At 39.3% G+C, this 18,528-nt stretch carries 18 protein-coding genes; 6 read left to right on the plus strand and 12 right to left on the minus strand.

Annotated elements, in window-relative coordinates; genetic code table 11:
• Positions 1-24: 24 nt before the first annotated feature.
• The 3 genes from yafC to PSF28_RS01755 form a co-directional block, all read right to left on the minus strand.
• On the minus strand, positions 25-924 hold the full coding sequence (gene yafC / locus PSF28_RS01745; RefSeq protein WP_210835286.1) for a DNA-binding transcriptional regulator YafC: 900 nt from the start codon (positions 922-924) through the stop codon (positions 25-27).
• Between the two features lie 121 nt (positions 925-1,045).
• Positions 1,046-1,627, minus strand: a complete 582-nt coding sequence (locus tag PSF28_RS01750) for a TetR/AcrR family transcriptional regulator (RefSeq protein WP_210835284.1) — start codon at positions 1,625-1,627, stop codon at positions 1,046-1,048.
• Positions 1,624-2,160, minus strand: coding sequence for a dihydrofolate reductase family protein (locus PSF28_RS01755; protein WP_210835282.1), 537 nt, complete (start codon positions 2,158-2,160; stop codon positions 1,624-1,626). The genes PSF28_RS01750 and PSF28_RS01755 overlap by 4 nt, the downstream gene beginning before the upstream one ends.
• 296 nt (positions 2,161-2,456) lie before the next feature.
• Between PSF28_RS01755 and PSF28_RS01760 the strand changes: the two genes are divergently transcribed.
• From PSF28_RS01760 to fdnI, 4 genes are all read left to right on the plus strand, one after another.
• Complete coding sequence (locus tag PSF28_RS01760; protein ID WP_210835279.1) at positions 2,457-2,780, plus strand: YnfA family protein; 324 nt, start codon at positions 2,457-2,459, stop codon at positions 2,778-2,780.
• A gap of 406 nt (positions 2,781-3,186) precedes the next feature.
• On the plus strand, positions 3,187-6,234 hold the full coding sequence (gene fdnG / locus PSF28_RS01765; protein WP_210835277.1) for a formate dehydrogenase-N subunit alpha: 3,048 nt from the start codon (positions 3,187-3,189) through the stop codon (positions 6,232-6,234).
• Between the two features lie 10 nt (positions 6,235-6,244).
• Positions 6,245-7,132, plus strand: a complete 888-nt coding sequence (fdxH, locus tag PSF28_RS01770) for a formate dehydrogenase subunit beta (protein ID WP_004909723.1) — start codon at positions 6,245-6,247, stop codon at positions 7,130-7,132.
• Positions 7,125-7,781, plus strand: coding sequence for a formate dehydrogenase-N subunit gamma (fdnI, locus tag PSF28_RS01775; protein ID WP_210835275.1), 657 nt, complete (start codon positions 7,125-7,127; stop codon positions 7,779-7,781). The genes fdxH and fdnI overlap by 8 nt, the downstream gene beginning before the upstream one ends.
• A gap of 80 nt (positions 7,782-7,861) precedes the next feature.
• Here fdnI and PSF28_RS01780 read toward each other — a convergent pair whose 3' ends face one another.
• Together PSF28_RS01780 and PSF28_RS01785 are read right to left on the minus strand one after the other, a co-directional pair.
• Positions 7,862-8,428: a GNAT family N-acetyltransferase gene (locus tag PSF28_RS01780; RefSeq protein ID WP_210835273.1), complete on the minus strand. Its 567-nt coding sequence runs from the start codon at positions 8,426-8,428 to the stop codon at positions 7,862-7,864.
• A gap of 2 nt (positions 8,429-8,430) precedes the next feature.
• Complete coding sequence (locus PSF28_RS01785) at positions 8,431-8,871, minus strand: GNAT family N-acetyltransferase (RefSeq protein WP_210835272.1); 441 nt, start codon at positions 8,869-8,871, stop codon at positions 8,431-8,433.
• A gap of 220 nt (positions 8,872-9,091) precedes the next feature.
• On the opposite strand from PSF28_RS01785, the gene agp reads away from it, so the two are divergent.
• Both agp and PSF28_RS01795 read left to right on the plus strand, forming a co-directional pair.
• Positions 9,092-10,345, plus strand: coding sequence for a bifunctional glucose-1-phosphatase/inositol phosphatase (gene agp / locus PSF28_RS01790; protein WP_210835269.1), 1,254 nt, complete (start codon positions 9,092-9,094; stop codon positions 10,343-10,345).
• A 108-nt stretch (positions 10,346-10,453) separates the two neighbouring features.
• Positions 10,454-10,930: a GNAT family N-acetyltransferase gene (locus PSF28_RS01795; protein ID WP_210835268.1), complete on the plus strand. Its 477-nt coding sequence runs from the start codon at positions 10,454-10,456 to the stop codon at positions 10,928-10,930.
• Between the two features lie 195 nt (positions 10,931-11,125).
• Here PSF28_RS01795 and PSF28_RS01800 read toward each other — a convergent pair whose 3' ends face one another.
• The 7 genes from PSF28_RS01800 to PSF28_RS01830 all read right to left on the minus strand — a co-directional run bounded on the left by PSF28_RS01800 (position 11,126) and on the right by PSF28_RS01830 (position 18,158).
• On the minus strand, positions 11,126-11,563 hold the full coding sequence (locus tag PSF28_RS01800; RefSeq protein WP_004909739.1) for a universal stress protein: 438 nt from the start codon (positions 11,561-11,563) through the stop codon (positions 11,126-11,128).
• 199 nt (positions 11,564-11,762) lie between these two features.
• A complete protein-coding gene (locus PSF28_RS01805) occupies positions 11,763-12,332 on the minus strand; it encodes a tetratricopeptide repeat protein (protein WP_272684542.1) in 570 nt (189 codons plus the stop codon).
• Positions 12,333-12,895: 563 nt separating this feature from the next.
• On the minus strand, positions 12,896-13,303 hold the full coding sequence (locus PSF28_RS01810) for an acyl-CoA thioesterase (RefSeq protein WP_004909747.1): 408 nt from the start codon (positions 13,301-13,303) through the stop codon (positions 12,896-12,898).
• 223 nt (positions 13,304-13,526) lie between these two features.
• Positions 13,527-13,883 (minus strand): hypothetical protein, encoded by a 357-nt coding sequence (locus tag PSF28_RS01815; RefSeq protein WP_210835168.1) that lies wholly within the window; start codon positions 13,881-13,883, stop codon positions 13,527-13,529.
• Between the two features lie 110 nt (positions 13,884-13,993).
• A complete protein-coding gene (locus tag PSF28_RS01820) occupies positions 13,994-15,412 on the minus strand; it encodes an NAD(P)/FAD-dependent oxidoreductase (RefSeq protein WP_210835166.1) in 1,419 nt (472 codons plus the stop codon).
• Positions 15,413-15,683: 271 nt separating this feature from the next.
• Entirely contained in the window at positions 15,684-16,472 is a 789-nt protein-coding gene (locus PSF28_RS01825) for a PhzF family phenazine biosynthesis protein (protein WP_272684543.1), read from the minus strand.
• Between the two features lie 156 nt (positions 16,473-16,628).
• On the minus strand, positions 16,629-18,158 hold the full coding sequence (locus PSF28_RS01830; protein ID WP_210835162.1) for a peptide MFS transporter: 1,530 nt from the start codon (positions 18,156-18,158) through the stop codon (positions 16,629-16,631).
• Positions 18,159-18,528: the final 370 nt, after the last annotated feature.

Consider the following 18,528-nt stretch of genomic DNA (forward strand, 5'->3'; position numbering starts at 1 on the left):
TATATGCCCAGAGGCTAGAATTTGTTATGGCCTCTGAACTTCTGCAAGATATTGAGTTAAGCTATCAATAAAAACCCGAATACGCTGGCTGACAACGCGGTCACTGTAATACACGGCATGGAATGGTAAAGGAATAGGCTGCAATTCATCTTTTAATACTTCGACAAATTGGCCATTTTGAATATCTTTATTCACCATAAAGTCAGACAAACATGCAATCCCATTTCCAGCTAAACAAAGCTGTCTTAGCGTCTCTCCGCTATTTGATGATATCCCTGCAGTAACTTCTATTAGTTGCCCATCAATGCCTTTAACTGGCCACATATTTAATGATACGGGTTCAGTAAAGGTTAAGCATGTATGATGCAAAAGATCTTGAGGGTATTTAGGTTCATCATGTTGTTCCAGATAATTTGGAGACGCAATAATCTTGCGGTAACTCTTAAATAATGGGCGAGCACGTAAGCTGGAGTCGGTGAGATGTCCTGCTCGAATTGCAACATCAACTTTCCGTTCAATTAAATTAACAAAGGTTTCCGATGAAACTAACGACAAATGAATGTCTGGATATTGTTTGCGAAAAATAGCAACAAAAGGGATTAATATATGCAATACAATCGGTGTTGCTGCATCAATTCGTAATAGGCCTTTTGGAGAGCTTTGTGTGTCATATAATTCATCTTCTGCCGCTTGCATTTCTTGCAAGATAATTTTCATGCGTTGAAAATAAATTTCGCCCTCTGCAGTTAAGTCAATTTGCCTAGTGGTACGGTTAAGCAAATTGACCCCCAGTTTTTCTTCCAATTTTTTGACGATTCGGCTCACTGCTGAATTTGCTAAATTAAGTTTAGCAGCCGCTTTACTAAAACTTTTTTGTTCTACCACTTCTATATATACACGGGCTTCTTCAGATGTTGCTCTCATAATAATTTTATTAGCCAATAAGATGATAAAATTATTATAGTAACAGCAATAGGTCTTAAAATTTAAACTAAAAATTTAGGAGCATGGAGCTTGGTTTGATTTTTAACCTAATCATATTAACTTATGGCTTATCGATATTTTTTAAAAGAATTTTTAATGCTTCAGTATAATTTTCTTGTGCATTGCATATTCTTTCATCTGCGTGATGTTCATTACGTAAGAGAGTGGATGTTGCTAATGCTTCACCGTGAGTATAGTCGATGAGAATATACCCCCGCTGGGTTGCTTGTTGTGTTGATAACCCTAGCTCAGTGAGTAACTGAATTAACTCATTAGTTATGCGAGTGGCTTGCTCAGGAAATAATGCGGAAGCATTAAATATTGCTAACGTAATTTGTGGGTACTGAATCACCTTTTCTCGATATTGGCATAGAAGGCTTTCTATTTTAGGAAAAGTGCCCGTGACATCAGCAACATTAATACAGTGATAAAGGGTGTTACCAATGGCCTTAATTAACGCGTTTTTATCGGTAAAATAATGGTAAAGAGCCATCGGACTGATTGTCATTTCCTTAGCAATCAGTCGCATGGATAATTGTTCAATTCCTTTTTCATCTAATATCTCTATTGCCTTTGCAATAATATTTTCAGAGGAAATATTGAGTTGTTGTGCTTTCGGACGACCTGGTTTTCGCTCCGTCATTTTACTATCTCATAATGGGATTGAATAAGCCCTGAAGGGAAGCTTTGAGTATTTAAATGCTTGAGCAAGATATCTTGAGGTAGTGGGCCAAATAACGGGCGTCCTTCACCTAATAAAACAGGAATTTTAGTGATAATAAGGTCATGAATTAGCCCTTGCTTTAAAAAGGATTGAATGACTTGTCCGCCATCGATATAAACACGTTTACAGCCTTCAGACTCTAATATTTGCATGACTTGCTCTGGCGTCTGGCTTGAAAAACGCACCTTACCGGCTAAATGCTCAGGAACGGGTTGCAGTGTGAGTGTGGATGAAAGAACCACAATAGGTTGCTCATAGGGCCAAGGCATGAAGCCGCAAACGGTTTCAAATGTCCCTCGCCCCATAATGATTGCATCGATGTTATTGATGAAGTTTTCGTAGCCATGATTTTCATCAGGAAAATCTTGTTGTAAAAGCCACTCAATATCACCATTTTTTCGGGCAATATAACCATCTAGGCTGGTTGCTATAAAGACATGTCCTGAAATCATATTAATACCTATTCAAATTATTATGCACTGTATAATAATGGGTGTGATGGTAAAAATACAGGTGATATTGTGCTCTTGTATGGAATTTGTTAAATTATTGATAAAAATTCTACAAATTATAGAGTAAGGCTGAGTTGTTCATAGGGCTCGTCAGTGTTTATGTTAACCTTGGCGTTTTTTATGTCTTACTGGTTGCAAGACGTATTTCACTGATATTAGTGAAAACCACATAACAGTGTTGATGAAATTTGCTAATATCAACGTGATATTTATGGGGCTATTTTGAATGGGTTTTTATGTCGATAAAAATTATTGCTTTATTCTTTATCACTGCGTTGGCTGAAATTGCAGGCTGTTACTTTCCTTATCTTTGGATGAAAAAGCAAGGTGGGGCTTGGTTATTGATCCCTGCGGCGTTAAGTTTAATGCTATTTGTCTGGTTATTGACATTGCATCCGGAAGCAAGTGGCCGAATTTATGCTACTTATGGCGGGATATATATTGCCACCGCATTAGTTTGGCTGAAAGTGGTTGATGGTGTGTCTCTTACCGTGACTGACTGGGTAGGCGCTCTAGTTGTGCTCTTTGGTGCAGGGATCATAATTAGTGGTTGGAAATAGACGATAGTGTTATCACGTCACCTTGAAAAAAAATTATTTGTTTATTTTAAGATGACGTGGCATTTAAGGCGATCACAAAATTATTCCTTTATGTTTATTTCATCAGATAAATACTAAATCTATATTTAAATTAAATTTAAAATTTATTTTTTCTAAGAAATAGACGTATTCTCTTTTACGAAATGTTAATTGAAATGGAATTTAACTAAAATAGTTTAAATGTAACATTTGATCCAAATCAATTTAACAATAAATACTCTATTGGTAGTAATTTTAATTGATGTTTAACTACTCAGTTAATATTAATTAAACTTTTATTTTCACTTTCATTGATTTTAGGCAATATCTAATCATATTAGGCTGCTATTCTCTCACCGATTTATACAAAAAATATAAAGAGGTAGCAATGAACGTTAGTCGCAGAAAGTTTTTTAAAATCTGCGCTGGCGGGATGGCAGGTACAACTGTAGCTGCGTTAGGTTTTATGCCTGGAATGGCAATAGCTAATGTACGTGAATATAAATTACTTCGCTCTAAAGAGACGCGTAATACTTGTACCTACTGTTCTGTCGGTTGTGGATTACTAATATATAGCATGGGCGATGGTGCCATGAATGCTAAATCCGCGATATTCCATGTCGAAGGTGACTCAGACCACCCGGTAAACCGTGGTGCTTTATGCCCTAAAGGGGCTGGCCTGCTCGATTATATCCAAAGCGAAAATCGTTTACGTTATCCTGAATATAGAGCGCCAGGCTCTGATAAGTGGGAACGCATTAGTTGGAATGATGCTTTTACGCGCATTGCACGCTTGATGAAAGATGACCGCGATGCGAATTTCATCGAAAAAAATGCGGAAGGAACAACGGTAAACCGTTGGTTATCAACAGGGATGCTTTGCGCATCAGCTGCTAGTAACGAAACGGGAATGTTGACACAAAAATTCGCCAGATCGCTAGGTATGCTAGCGGTTGATAACCAAGCGCGTGTCTGACACGGACCAACGGTAGCAAGTCTTGCTCCAACATTTGGTCGCGGTGCGATGACCAACCACTGGGTTGATATCAAAAATGCCGATGTTGTCGTCGTTATGGGCGGTAATGCTGCGGAAGCACACCCTGTTGGGTTCCGCTGGGCAATTGAAGCGAAAAATAATAATGATGCCACACTGATTGTCATAGACCCGCGTTTTACGCGCACCGCATCAGTTGCTGATCATTATGTCCCAATTCGTTCAGGAACCGATATTACCTTTTTATCGGGCGTTTTGCTGTACCTGATTGAAAATCAAAAAATTAATGCTGAATATGTTCAGAACTATACCAATGCATCATTGATTGTTAGAGATGATTTTGACTTTAACGATGGCTTATTTAGTGGCTATGACGCTGATAAGCGTAGTTATGACAAAACCAGTTGGAACTATAAGTTTGATGAAAATGGTCACGCATTACGCGATGACACATTACAAGACCCACGTTGCGTGTGGAATTTACTTCACAAACACGTATCACGCTATACGCCTGATATTGTTGAGCAAATTTGTGGAACACCAAAAGCAGACTTCTTGAAGGTTTGTGAAATCTTAGCGACAACAAGCGCGGCAGACAAAGCCGGGACTTTCCTGTATGCATTAGGTTGGACACAACATACTGTTGGCGCACAAAATATTCGTACCATGGCTATGATCCAGTTACTGCTAGGTAACATGGGGGTTGCTGGTGGTGGTGTGAACGCGTTACGCGGGCACTCGAATATTCAAGGCTTAACAGATTTAGGGTTACTATCAACCAGTTTGCCAGGTTACCTGACACTACCTTCTGAAAAACATCAGAACATTGAAAGCTACCTTACTGCGAATACGCCAAAAGCAACATTGCCAAATCAGGTGAATTTTTGGAGCAACTATCCTAAGTTCTTCGTGAGTTTGATGAAGTCTTTCTATGGGGATTCCGCTCAAGCTGAGAACCAATGGGGTTATGACTGGTTACCTAAATGGGACCAAGCTTATGATGTGATGAAGTATTTTGACATGATGAGCAAGGACCAAGTGACTGGCTATATCTGTCAAGGGTTTAACCCAGTAGCGTCATTCCCTGATAAAAATAAAGTGGTTAGCTGCCTTAGTAAACTGAAGTACCTGATTGTTGTCGACCCATTAGTCACTGAAACGGCTAATTTCTGGCAAAATCATGGTGAGATGAATGACGTTGATACGGCTTCGATTCAAACCGAAGTGTTCCGTTTACCATCCACTTGTTTTGCGGAAGAAGATGGTTCGATAGCCAACTCAGGCCGTTGGTTACAATGGCACTGGCAAGCGGCAGATGCTCCAGGCGAAGCGCGTAACGATGGCCAAATATTGACCGGTATTCTGTATAAGATCCGTGAATTGTATGAAAAAGAAGGCGGCCAAGGCCAAGATCCTCTGATGCAAATGAAATGGAATTATAAGCAGCAATTCCATCCTGAATCAGAAGAAGTGGCGAAAGAAAACAACGGTGTTGCGCTGGTTGATCTTTATGATGCCGACGGCAATTTACAAGCGAAAAAAGGCGAGCTACTCAGCTCATTTGCTTTATTGCGTGCAGATGGTTCAACGGCGTCTTCTTGCTGGATTTATACCGGTAGTTGGACTGAGAAAGGCAACCAGATGGCAAATCGTGATAATAGCGACCCATCCGGAATCGGTAACACACTGGGTTGGGCATGGGCATGGCCTCTGAACCGCCGTGTGATCTATAACCGAGCTTCTTGTGACACCCAAGGTAAACCGTGGAATAAAGACCGCATGCTTATCGAGTGGAATGGTAAAAAATGGGTCGGTAATGATATTCCTGACTTCAATGCTTCTGCTCCTGAAGTAGGAACTGGGCCATTCATCATGCAACCAGAAGGTTTAGGTCGTTTATTTGCTATCGATAAGATGGCAGAAGGGCCATTCCCTGAGCACTATGAGCCATTTGAAACACCACTTGGCACTAACCCGTTGCACCCGAATGTAGTTTCTAATCCAGCGGCGCGGATTTTTGATGAAGACAAGAAACGTCTTGGTGACCACAAAGATTTCCCTTATGTCGGAACTACATACCGTTTAACAGAGCATTTCCACACATGGACCAAGCATGCTCGCTTGAACGCGATTGCCCAGCCAGAGCAATTTGTTGAAATCAGCGAAACATTAGCGAAAGCCAAAGGAATTGCGTTAGGCGATAAGGTCAAAGTCAGCAGTAAACGTGGGTTTATCAAGGCAGTTGCGGTTGTCACTCCTCGATTACAAACGCTGATGGTGGATGGAAAACCAATTGAAACAGTTGGACTACCTATTCACTGGGGCTTTGAAGGTGCGACTCAAAAAGGGTTTATCACCAATACGTTAACGCCGTCTGTCGGCGATGCTAACTCTCAGACACCTGAGTATAAGGCATTCTTAGTTAACATTGAGAAGGCGTAAGGGAGGGAACATGTCCATGCAATCTCAAGACATTATTAAACGTTCCGCGACCAATAGCATTACGCCTCCGCCACAAGCGCGTGATGATAAGCTTGAAGTCTGTAAGCTCATTGATGTGTCGTCTTGTATCGGCTGTAAAGCTTGTCAAGTGGCATGTTCTGAGTGGAATGATATCCGTGATGAAGTTGGCCATTGCGTTGGAGTTTATGATAACCCAACGGATTTAAGCGCAAAATCATGGACGGTGATGCGTTTTAGCGAAACCACTGAAATGGGTAAACTAGAGTGGTTGATCCGCAAAGATGGCTGTATGCATTGTACCGACCCAGGATGTTTGAAATCTTGCCCATCAGCAGGAGCAATCATTCAGTACGCAAATGGTATTGTGGATTTTCAATCAGAGCACTGTATTGGTTGTGGTTATTGTATCGCAGGTTGCCCATTCAACATTCCTCGATTAAATCCAAAAGACAATCGAGTGTACAAGTGTACTTTGTGTGTTGATAGGGTGAGTGTTGGTCAAGAGCCAGCATGTGTGAAAACCTGTCCAACGGGGGCTATCCGTTTCGGTACGAAAAAAGAAATGTTGGAATACGGTGCAGAGCGCGTAACGAAATTACAAAATCGGGGATATGCGCAAGCGGGAATTTATGATCCTGAAGGTGTGGGTGGTACGCATGTTGTTTATGTGCTTCACCATGCTGACAAACCTGAACTGTATCATGGCCTGCCTAAAGACCCACAAATTGATACACCAATCAATCTGTGGCAGGGCATCTTGAAACCACTTTCTGTCGTTGGATTTATCGCGACCTTTGCAGGGTTGATTTTCCACTATGTGGGAATTGGTCCAAACAAAGAAGTGAGTGATGAAGAGGAGAAAGATGACCATGAGTAAGAAAAGCAAAATGATTGTGCGGACAAAGTTTATTGATCGCGCGTGTCACTGGACGGTTGTCATCAGCTTCTTCTTGGTTGCTTTGTCGGGGATCGCGTTATTTTTCCCAACATTGAAATGGTTGACGGAAACCTTTGGTACGCCGCAAATGGGACGGATTTTACATCCCTTTTTTGGTGTGTTGATTTTCGTCGTGCTGATGTTTATGTTTGTTCGCTTTGTGAAACACAATATTCCAGATAAGCAAGATTTACCTTGGATTAAAAATATTGTCGAAGTATTGAAGGGTAATGAACATGAAGTGGCTGATGTCGGTAAATATAACGCCGGTCAAAAAATGATGTTCTGGAGCATCATGAGCCTGATTTTTGTGCTCTTGATAACTGGTATTATCATTTGGCGCCCTTATTTTGCACATTTATTCCCAATGTGGGTTGTGCGGTGGGGGTTATTGCTTCATGCCGTTGCTGCGATTGTATTGATCCATGCCATTTTAATTCATATGTACATGGCATTCTGGGTTAAAGGTTCAATCAACGGAATGATCGAAGGGAAAGTTAGCCGCCGTTGGGCGCGAAAACATCACCCTCGTTGGTACCGTGATGTAGAAGCGAAAGAAGCCAAAGCCGAAGCTGAAAGTAAAAAATAATTTACGCAGTAGGTGCTAAATAGCATTAAGCCATCACATTGTGATGGCTTTTTTGTGGGCATTTTTGTCTGAATAGTTTCTTATTGATGAGACTTGTTTAAAAAGTCACTGGCCTTGATGCGATACAACACATGCTCTTGCAACCAATGGCCATCAGGGAGTGCTGGGTGATAAAAGTTATTTAGTTGTTTTATCATTCCTAGTCTTTTCATTACGGATTCTGATGGTGAATTAACCACTGCCGTAAATGCAACCAGTTCGGGCAGATTTAGTTTATCAAAAGCGTATTCGATGACACGACTCGCTCCTTCAGTGGCGTAGCCATGATGCCAATATTCCGGTAACAAACGCCAACTTAATTCGACACAAGGTGAAAAAGGGAGTGTTGCTGAAGGAATATTTAAGCCGATAAACCCAATGAATTGTTTATTGGATTTTAATTCAACAGCCCATAATCCCCATCCCCCTTGTTGAGCAAATTTATCTATGATGGTTTGCATAAATTGTGCATTTTGCTGCTCATTAAGCACCGAAGGAAAATAATGCATGACATCGGGATGGCTATTCATTTGGTAAAGTAATTGCTTGTCTTCTTCTTGCCATCCACGCAGCCGTAAACGCGTTGTTTCTAATTCAATGATTTTCATAACTACTTCTTATCAAGACGCATATGAAGAATAGGGAATGGATTACCTTCGCCGTCTAATTCAGAACGTGCATATTGTGTAAAACCCATATGTTGATAGAACCCGATAGCTTGAGGATTTTGTTCGTTAACATCCAACTCAGTAATGCCTAAGGTATCAATGGCATATTGAAGCAGTTTTTTCCCTGTACCTTGGCCTCTACTTTCTTGGGAAATAAACAACATTTCAAGGCGGTGTTTATCGCACCCTAGAAAACCGGTCATATTGCCTGCGCTATCGAATGTCACAAAAACAGCTAAATGCGGTAAATAAATATCTTTGATAGCAATTTTTAGTTCAGCAATTTTTTCTTCAGTTAAAAAATGGTGAGTTGCTCTCACTGAAGACTCCCAAACACGAATAATATCATCATCGTGTGCACGTGTTGCGCTTTGGACTATCATTATATTATCTCCGTGTATTGACTGGAAAATCTTAACTTCTCGTTTTTTTATGTCAATCGTTTGTTTTTAATTTACCTTAAGGTTGTTTTTGAGATATTTATCGCAGAAAAAAAAGTCAACTTCGTCATTATTAGATAAGTTGCGGTGTGATTGTTCGCTGAGTTCTTTATATAGCGATGAACGTATTTTTCTTTGTTGCTTTAATTGTAGGGGTATATTAATGAAATATAAATTGCTAACTCTCTGTTTATCTACGGCATTATTAACACCTATTGCACCTGTATTAGCGAGTACAGATAGCAAAACAGATATGGTTTTAGATCAAGTTTTAGTCCTTAGCCGCCATAATTTACGTACACCTATCGTAAATACCGGTATTCTTACTGAAGTAACTGATAAAAAATGGCCTGCATGGGATGCACAAAGTGGTTATCTCACTACTAAAGGCGGCGCACTTGAAGTCTACATGGGGCATTATTTTAGGGAGTGGATCGACCAAAACAAATTACTTGCAGATGAACTGTGTCCAACAAGTAATGAGGATGTATATCTTTATACAAATAGTCTCCAAAGAACGATAGCAACTGCCCAATTCTTTGCTGCAGGCGCATTTCCAGGATGCAAGGTAAGTATTCATCATCAGCCTGAAATTGGTAAAATGGACCCTGTTTTTAACCCAATTATTACGAATGCGTCTCCCGAATTTAAACAGCAGGCTCTCGCTGAGATGGAGCAATATTTTAAAGGGCTATCACTGACTGCGGGTTATGAAGAGTTAGATAGTGTACTGAATATTCAAGATTCTCAAAAATGTAAAACAGACAAATTATGTAATTTAAATAGCCAAAAAAACAGCTTTATTATTGAAGCCGAAAAAGAACCGGGCGTTAGTGGTCCATTAAAAATTGCAAATTCAGCGGTGGATGCGATAGACCTTCAATATTATGAAGGGTTTCCTGCAAATGAAGTGGCTTGGGGGCTTGTGAATACCCCTGAAAAATGGAAAAAACTGAATACGTTAAAAAATGCTTACCAAGAAACGTTATTTACGCCAAAAATCATTGCAAAAAATGTTGCTCATCCAATACTCAATTATATCGATAAAGGCTTTGTTTCGGTCGATAAAGGAGAAACAGCAAAATTTATATTCTTAGTCGGTCATGACTCGAATATTGCGTCACTCATGTCAGCAATGGATTTTAAACCGTATCAATTACCAGAGCAGTATGAACATACCCCGATTGGGGGGAAATTGGTGTTCCAACGCTGGACTGATAAGCAAGCGAATAAAGATTTTATGAAAGTAGAATATGTCTACCAAACTGCAGACCAGCTTAGGGATAATACATATTTATCATTACAAACACCGCCTAAACATGTCACATTAGAGCTAAAAGGGTGCCCAATTGATAAAAGCGGCTATTGTTCTTGGGAAGATTTTCAAAAAGTCATGGCGACAGCCTTAGAACAGTAATCACGGTATATTGATGCCCTACTAACTTGAGTGGGGCATCATTTTTTGGGAAGATAGCGAAATTATATATTGGGTTTATTAATATCTTATGTGGACAAAATAGTCACTATGCCTATTCAGTTTTTTCAGCTAAATCAAATTGCTACCGCAGATCTTATCGCATTGAATACTCATCCAGCTGTACTTGAACATATGCCTTTAGGGAGCAGCCATTTCGATGAACAGGCCTGCCAGCAGTGGGTCGCAGGAAAAGAGCTGCATTGGGAGCAACATGGCTATGGAGTATGGGCCATTATGATTGATGACCAATTTGCCGGCTGGGGAGGGTTACAAAATGAAGCGGGTGATGCAGATTTAGCTTTAGTGTTACATCCTAAGTTTTGGGGAAAGGGAAAATCTATTGTTAAGAATATTATTAATAAAGCTTTTACATCACTGAAGGTTGAGTCAGTTACAATACATTTACCGTTAACTCGCAAGAAGATATCCGCGATTTTACGTTATGGTTTTACTGAAGAACTCATTGTTGATTTTGATGGTATTCCTTTTAAACGTTATAGATTAAGCCATTCATCAGTTTTATAGCATAAAAAAACCCCGCTAAAAAAGCAGGGCGTGAAAATCACGAAAATGTTTATGAGCCTTTAATTTACCCTAAATGAACACATAAATAGCCCTATAAAGTGTATGTCTTTGCTGTTTTTTGTAACAATCATTAAGGCTAAACCTTTTATTTGTAAAATGGGTTTACTTAAGCTTAAAATAGCACTTTAGTCTTTATTATCTAACCACTAATACACTGGTTTTTGCATAACGAACTACTGAGGCGGCATTAGAACCCAGCAAATAGGTTGACATACTCGGGCGGCGTGAACCTAATAGAATAATATCGGCGTTGATATCTTCTGCGGTTGCCAAAATTTCGTCTTTAACAGAACCAACGGTTGCTTTCGCCTTTATTTTATCTGCTGGGATATCAAATAGTTTAATTTTTTCTTTTAATTCGGTAAGAATAATTTCAGCTTGCTTTTCATCGTCAGGGAAGTCCCCTGGTAAGATGGTGCCACCATAGCGTAAGTAGTTTGAAATTGGTGCGGTTACGGCAAGAAAGTGCACTGTTGCATCATTCAATTTTTGTAGCGAATTAACATGAGGAACTAATAAATTAGTGAGAGCATCTTCGGTTACATCGATCGGAACTAAAATTGTATTGTACATAATATCTCCCTTTCTCTTTTATATTATAAGTTTAGAACAATATCATACATTGTGAAATTGATTATTAATAGTAATGAATTTATTGGTGGAAGGGTGTGAGCAAGTAGCCGTAATAAGATTTTTCATCAAAAAAAGAGGGGGACCTGATGCCATTATAATGAATAACATCAGGTAAAATGCAGGAAATATTGGGGTAGATTTATTTTTTTACGCAAGCTTCTTTTAAGCCAGCTTTGCAGGCTTGAGCTAGATATTCAACTGCAGATTTTTCATTGATTTCAATTCCTTCACCACTTTCTAGCATTCTACCGACTTGGTATTGTGCGGGTGGAAATTTTTTATCAGCAGATTTTTTGAACCATTCAAAAGCCGTAATATAATTTTGTTTTACACCAATACCTTGATAGTAAAACTGGCCCATATAATTTTGGGCTTCAACATTGCCTTTATTGGCTGATTTTTCGAATAGATCCATCGCTGTTTCAAGGTTAGCCTCAACGCCATTACCATTTAAATACATGTCCCCTAGAAACAACTGAGCATCAGAATTGCCCTTATTCGATGCCATCGTTAACCATTTTTTTGCTTTACCATAGTCCTGTTTAAGCTCATTCCCAAGGTAATAGCCAATTCCTAACATGACTTGCGCTTTTACATCGCCTTTTTGTGCTTCCTGTTCGATACGTTTGATAGTTTCTTTGGGAACCGCAGCGACACTTAGGTTAATTGAAAAGGCACATAAAATAATAAATGAAAGAATTCTAAGCATAATTTGATATCTTATTTTAGCGTTGTTTATTTCTATTTTTAATAAAATGTCTCAATGAGATTTATTACCAACAAAGTGTATTACATAAAGAAAAGTTTACATCAAAATACGTAATATAAAATAAGCTATAAGCCTGAGAGGTTTACGCATTTTTAGAGTTATTGGCATCATCTATACTCTACGATTTTAATTTAAAAATATCAATATATAATAAAAATATACAATATATAGTGTATGGGATTTCCTATCTTTTAGCCACGTTATGTGTTTGTTGTAACAAGATATTAATAAGAAAAATGATTAAGAAGTCATACCAGGCAAATGAAAAGATAAGGGAATGGAATATTAGTTGATATTTTAAGTGTGGTTTAAGGCGTTAGGGTGATTATTTTATAAAAACATTTAATACGAATAAATTTTCGATATAAAACACATCAGGAGTGAGAAAAGTGAATTAAATAAGGGGTGGCAGATGTGTTATTAGAAAGGTGTGAATTAAAACTTACAGAATTCACACCTTTAGCAATATAAACAAAACCTTTATGTTGATGGCTTAAAAACGCTTATGACTCAAATAATGGGGTAGGCTTGCCATTGTCATCAATTGCAACAAAATTAAACTGGCCATGTATCACTTCTTCACGACCTTCTGAATACATATCTTCTAAAAAAATCGATACATTGACGGTTAAACTGGTTCTTCCAACTCGAATGACTTTACCCACCAGCTCAACAATGGTTCCTGAAGGGATTGGATGAGTAAAATTAATTTTTTCAGTGGAGACCGTAACGAGGCGCTTACGGCTAAAACGTGTTGCGGTAATAAAAGAAACTTCATCCATCCAAGCGAGAGCAGTACCACCAAATAGGGTGCTGTGGTGGTTCGTCGTTGTTGGAAATACCACTTTAGAGACGCGAGAAATGGATTGCTCAATTTTTTGTGTGATGACATCGTCAGCGATGGAACTCATGGTCTACCTTACAATTGTTACTTAGTATGCTAGTAATTGTTAAAAGCAATAATGTTAAAGGCTAAGTGTAATACTCATTTCAAACTAATTCAGCAATAAATGTGAAGTGAATCGTTCCGGCAGGGGAATTTTTGATAATGTCAGCTGTAGCTAAAATCAGAAGGGAAATATTAAAGGCCCAGAGTTCAAATTATGAGCCTTTAAATTATAATGAGGCATGGAATTAATTATCTAAATACTCTGCGCTCATACGAACAGCTTTTGCGTTGTTGCCACTTTTAACACAAGAAACTAAAAACGCTTTCGATTCAGCCCAAATAGTGGCAGAAAAATCTTCGCCATCAATATCTTTTTCAATGGTAACAGGGTATTTTTCAACACCTTCAAGCCACTCGATTAACCCTGATTTACACGTTGGGAAATCATCTTTTGCGATAGAACCATCTAGAACAGGGGCTGCAATTTGTGGTTTGTTGTTATCAGCAATCATGTCCTCTAATTGCTCTACGGTGTAACTTTTTTCAGCGAACGCTGTGGTACTTAACAGTGAAATCGCTATTGCCAATAGTAATTTATTCATAATCACTCCATTTGATTTAAGTCTCGAATACTAAGCAATAGAGCCATAATAGGCAATAAAAAAACCCTTCATATTGAAGGGTTTTTGTGAGCAAATTTTACAAACAAGTATTAGCTGAATCTGTACAGGCTAAATGGTTTCACATTCAGTGAAGGTTCTTTGCCTAATAACAAGTCAGCGGTGAGTTCGGAAGAAACAGGGCTTTCTGTCATTCCCCAGCCTGTCGCAGTATTGATAACCAGGCCTGGGTATTCATTGACTTGAGAAATGATTGGGTGCTCATCTGGTGCGATGGCCATAGCACCACTCCATTGGTCAATCAGTTTAGAATCCTTAAATGCAGGGAATTCTGTTTTTAATTTTTCAAATGATGCATTCAGCTCAGGCAAGTCAGGTAATGCAGTCATATTTCTGTGTTTTTCGAATGGTGAAACTTCATCCAGCTTCCAGCTTGTTGGTTCAGTAAATGAATTAATTAATTGTTCATTTAATGAAATATGCACTGGGAAATCAGGCATCGATAGCAGTGGAATGTATTTGTAGCCATAGACGAATGAGTCTTTAACAACCGGAGCAACAATCACGCGAGGGGATGTTGCGTAGGTACCATCCGCTTGTTCACGGAAGAAAATATTGCCTGGTAAAGCAACGTTACCACCTGGTGCAGTTGGTGAACCGGTGATCAGTTGCTGAGATTGATAAGCTGGTAATGTTGGGACATCAACGCCTAAGTTTTGCATAAATAGTCTTGACCAGACTCCACCTGCAACAACAACACGCGAGGTTTTAATAGGCCCTTTCTCGGTGACGACATCAGAAATAACACCAGCTTGTGTTTCTAAGCCTCTAGCAGCACAGTTAGTGTAAATTTTGATACCTAATTTTTTCGCGTAATCTGCCATGACAAAGGTCGCAATTTCAGCATCTAAGCTACCGGAGTCTTCTTCAAAACCTGCGATGGTCCATTTAGATTGTGCACCATTTAAGCGCTGATTGAGCTCAGCACCTTCAATAATGCGCGTTTTGAATGGAATATCTGAACCAACATTTTTACTGCGAGTATCAATCCACTCTCTGACGTTAACTAAATCTTCTTCATCAAGAGGAACTTCAACGCGACCTTGAGTACGATAGCTAGTATCTGCACCGACTTTCGCATTCATCTCTCTCCAGCGTTGTTTTCCTAAGTGGTGGAGTAAGAAGGTTTCATCTGGCATTTTATACGTGATAACTTGGCCGTAGAAGCGGGATGATTGCTCGCCTGCAATGTTACCTTTTTCAACAATAACAACATCTAAGCCGCGTCCAACCAGTTCAATTGCTGTCATAATTCCTAGAATTCCAGCACCAATAACAACGACGTCAGCTTGCTGTGGTAGAGGGCCTTCTGTTCCTGCGACAAAACCATGTCGCGGTTTACCAGGAACAAATCGACCTTCACGAGTTAACATTGGAGTTAAAATTCCGGCTCCTGCGGCAACGGCAACAACGCCACCACCAATCAAAAATTTTCTTCTAGTAATAGCCATTTTATTAAGTTCCTTATATCGAATGAGTTTTTCACAATTGACCAAAGCTTCAATTAGAAATATTTATAATTGTAATTATATCTTTAATAATGATTATAATTGTAAACTAAATTGAGCTGGAATTAAAATTTTTAGTTAAATGTTAAAAAAAATTTTCTAGTATGAAATGAGTGCCAATATTTCAAGAAAAATAATGGCACTGGCGGAATTTAAGGAAGGGAAACAAATTAAAAAAAAATGGCTTTTATTTTAATCTTTTGATTTATAAAGCTTAAAGGTGGATTTGGCCAGTTAGGAACAAAACGGCATTACCCGTTAGTTTTACTCGATCAGAGGTTAGCTCGCAATGAACCACTCCTCCACGTAATGAGATCTGATGACCAACTAACTGCTTTTTATTCAGTCGTTCTGCCCATATTGGTGTAATGGCACAATGTGAAGTGCCTGTTACAGGGTCTTCATCAACCCCTTTTGCAGGGGCAAAATAACGAGAAACAAAGTCATAATCGCTATTAGCACTTTCTGCTGTAATTGTTAATCCAGGTAGAGAAAGCTGTGAAAGCTTTAGCATATCTGGCTGGCAGTTTTGAACGAGTTCTGCACTTTCAAGAAAACACAGGTAACGGTCTTTCGCTATCCAAAGCTCTTTGATTTTAACTCCAAGGATGTCAGCGAGGTGTGGATATTGGTCTGGATGACTTTGTACAGATTCAATAATTGGAAAATCGAGTGTAGACCCTTGGGCATTTTGTGTCACAACCAACTCACCGGATAAAGAGCTAAATGTTAAAGGATGAATGTTTTGTTGGAGCACATGGTTTAACACAAAGGCTGCGGCAAGTGTTGCATGACCACATAATTTTACTTCGACTTTAGGGGTGAACCATCGAATATGGCGACCGACTAAAAATGCGGTTTCTGACAAGTTAATTTCTGCAGCAATTGCAATCAGCTGTTTATCTGATAACCAGTTATCGAGTAATACAACCGCTGCGGGATTACCGTGAAAAAGGGTATCTGTAAAAGCATCAACGTAGTAAATGGGAGCAGAGAGGCTCATTATAGGGTTTCCAAGAGTCATTATGGGATGATGAAAGGCCAGTATAGCGCCTATTTTATGAAATATAATAAGCAAATTATTAGGTGGCTAATGAAGCTGGGGGAGATCCGGTAGCGTGTGGGTTGCTACCGGATAAAAGACAATTAATCCGCGTTATTAAGCATTTGCTTCATTCTTGTCTGCATTTTTGAGCATTTTCCTGACAGGGATAATCAACGCTGCCAATACGACTGCACAGATCACCAGTGCAATAGAGACATGGGAGAATAGTTCAGGCATTGAATCCAATTGATCTTTACGGATGTTACCACCCATAATACCTGCGGCAAGGTTACCCAACGCACTTGCACAGAACCATAGGCCCATCACTTGACCACGCATTTTTTGTGGTGCGAGTAAGGTCATGGTTGCCAACCCGATAGGGCTCAAGCACAGTTCTCCTAATGTCAGTAATAAGATACTGCCCACTAGCCAGAAAGGGGAAACGCCACTTTGTGTTGCAAGCACTTGGTTTGCTGCCACCATCATGATAGCAAAGCCACCTGCAGCAAATAAGATACCAATCACGAACTTGGTCATGCTGCTTGGGTTCATATTACGTTTAGCTAGAGAAGGCCAGAACCAGCTAAATACTGGGGCTAACAATATAATGAACAACGCATTGATTGATTGGAACCAAATGGTTGGGATTTCAAAACTGCCCATTTGGCGGTCAGTATAGTCGCGAGCAAAGATATTAAATGAAGTCGGTTTTTGCTCAAAAGCGGACCAGAAGAATGCGGCTGCAACCAATAAAATTAAGCAAGCCAGTAAGCGAGAACGCTCACTGCTGTTTAAACCGCCAAGGAAGAACATAAATAAGAAATAGATGCCCACACAGGTCGAAATAACATAAGCAGAGCTTTTCGCGATGATTGAGGCATTAAATGGAATCGTACCATTATCAATCAAGACAACCAATATGGCCAATAATACCATGGCAAAGGTCACCCATTTCCCCACATTTTTGCGCTCAACCGTTGGGCGGTTCCATGTGGAATCAAGGCCAACTTCTTTATCATAGCGGCGCATTTGAGGAATGGCGTAAAAACGGAAAATTAACAGGGCAATCAGCATTCCTAAGCCACCAAGGCCAAAACCTAAATGCCAACCATATTTTTCATGAAGTGGACCAATAATTAACGGGGCAATAAATGAACCCATGTTAATCCCCATATAGAACAGAGAGAAACCGCCATCACGACGTGTATCTTCTTTCTTATACAGCGTTCCTACCATCACAGTAATACAGGTTTTAAATAACCCCGTACCTAATACGATGAGTAATAAACCAACGAAAAAGAAGGTATTTGATAAAAAGGCAGACATTGCGATGGATAAATGGCCAAACGCAATAATTAATGAGCCGTACCAAACCGCGCGGCGCTGGCCTAACCAGTTATCGGCTAACCAACCACCCGGCAACGAGGTGATATAAACCCCACCAGCAAAAATACCGACAATAGCGGAAGCTTGTTCAATGGGTAATTCCATTCCACCTTGTAATAATGCCGCACTCATAAATAGGATAAGTAACGGTCTAACTCCGTAAAAAGAGAAGCGTTCCCACATTTCTGTGAGGAAAAGCGAACTCAATGGGTATGGATGCCCAAAAAAAGTTTTTGTTTTAGTCGCAGAATTGTTCATCTGTGAACTCCCATAAATACTCTCTTGAGAGGTTGTGCATGATATAAAACACCAAGCCGTGCGCTTGAATGTCAATTGTTATTGATATGTTAACATAAGTATGTGAAACATATTTTTAACATACATTATTATAGAATCACCTATATACAGAATGAATTTATTGTAAAAGGTGTGCTTTTAAGGTGAAAAGTCGATATAACTCTCATTTCTCACGATAAGCTAGGGGAAGATACAGGATTTTAGTTGACAATAAAAGAAAGAATTTTGAATCGATTAAGTTATTTAAAATCAATTGGTTGAGGCTTTAAAATTTTAATTTTAAGCAAAGTGAGACAATAAAGCGTATAAATCATCAGGTTTTTGTACAAAA

The sequence above is a fragment of the Providencia sp. PROV130 genome, assembly GCF_028482225.1.
Lineage (GTDB): Bacteria > Pseudomonadota > Gammaproteobacteria > Enterobacterales > Enterobacteriaceae > Providencia > Providencia rettgeri.

What these genes read in the sequence shown, in the direction of transcription:
- PSF28_RS01815 (WP_210835168.1), bottom strand. Translation starts at nt 13,883, where the DNA reads ATGAATAAATTACTATTGGCAATAGCGATTTCACTGTTAAGTACCACA.
- PSF28_RS01760 (WP_210835279.1), top strand. Translation starts at nt 2,457, where the DNA reads ATGTCGATAAAAATTATTGCTTTATTCTTTATCACTGCGTTGGCTGAA.
- yafC (WP_210835286.1), bottom strand. Translation starts at nt 924, where the DNA reads ATGAGAGCAACATCTGAAGAAGCCCGTGTATATATAGAAGTGGTAGAA.
- PSF28_RS01820 (WP_210835166.1), bottom strand. Translation starts at nt 15,412, where the DNA reads ATGGCTATTACTAGAAGAAAATTTTTGATTGGTGGTGGCGTTGTTGCC.
- fdnI (WP_210835275.1), top strand. Translation starts at nt 7,125, where the DNA reads ATGAGTAAGAAAAGCAAAATGATTGTGCGGACAAAGTTTATTGATCGC.
- PSF28_RS01805 (WP_272684542.1), bottom strand. Translation starts at nt 12,332, where the DNA reads ATGCTTAGAATTCTTTCATTTATTATTTTATGTGCCTTTTCAATTAAC.
- PSF28_RS01780 (WP_210835273.1), bottom strand. Translation starts at nt 8,428, where the DNA reads ATGAAAATCATTGAATTAGAAACAACGCGTTTACGGCTGCGTGGATGG.
- PSF28_RS01785 (WP_210835272.1), bottom strand. Translation starts at nt 8,871, where the DNA reads ATGATAGTCCAAAGCGCAACACGTGCACACGATGATGATATTATTCGT.
- PSF28_RS01830 (WP_210835162.1), bottom strand. Translation starts at nt 18,158, where the DNA reads ATGAACAATTCTGCGACTAAAACAAAAACTTTTTTTGGGCATCCATAC.
- PSF28_RS01825 (WP_272684543.1), bottom strand. Translation starts at nt 16,472, where the DNA reads ATGAGCCTCTCTGCTCCCATTTACTACGTTGATGCTTTTACAGATACC.
- PSF28_RS01795 (WP_210835268.1), top strand. Translation starts at nt 10,454, where the DNA reads ATGCCTATTCAGTTTTTTCAGCTAAATCAAATTGCTACCGCAGATCTT.
- agp (WP_210835269.1), top strand. Translation starts at nt 9,092, where the DNA reads ATGAAATATAAATTGCTAACTCTCTGTTTATCTACGGCATTATTAACA.
- PSF28_RS01755 (WP_210835282.1), bottom strand. Translation starts at nt 2,160, where the DNA reads ATGATTTCAGGACATGTCTTTATAGCAACCAGCCTAGATGGTTATATT.
- PSF28_RS01810 (WP_004909747.1), bottom strand. Translation starts at nt 13,303, where the DNA reads ATGAGTTCCATCGCTGACGATGTCATCACACAAAAAATTGAGCAATCC.
- fdxH (WP_004909723.1), top strand. Translation starts at nt 6,245, where the DNA reads ATGTCCATGCAATCTCAAGACATTATTAAACGTTCCGCGACCAATAGC.
- PSF28_RS01750 (WP_210835284.1), bottom strand. Translation starts at nt 1,627, where the DNA reads ATGACGGAGCGAAAACCAGGTCGTCCGAAAGCACAACAACTCAATATT.
- PSF28_RS01800 (WP_004909739.1), bottom strand. Translation starts at nt 11,563, where the DNA reads ATGTACAATACAATTTTAGTTCCGATCGATGTAACCGAAGATGCTCTC.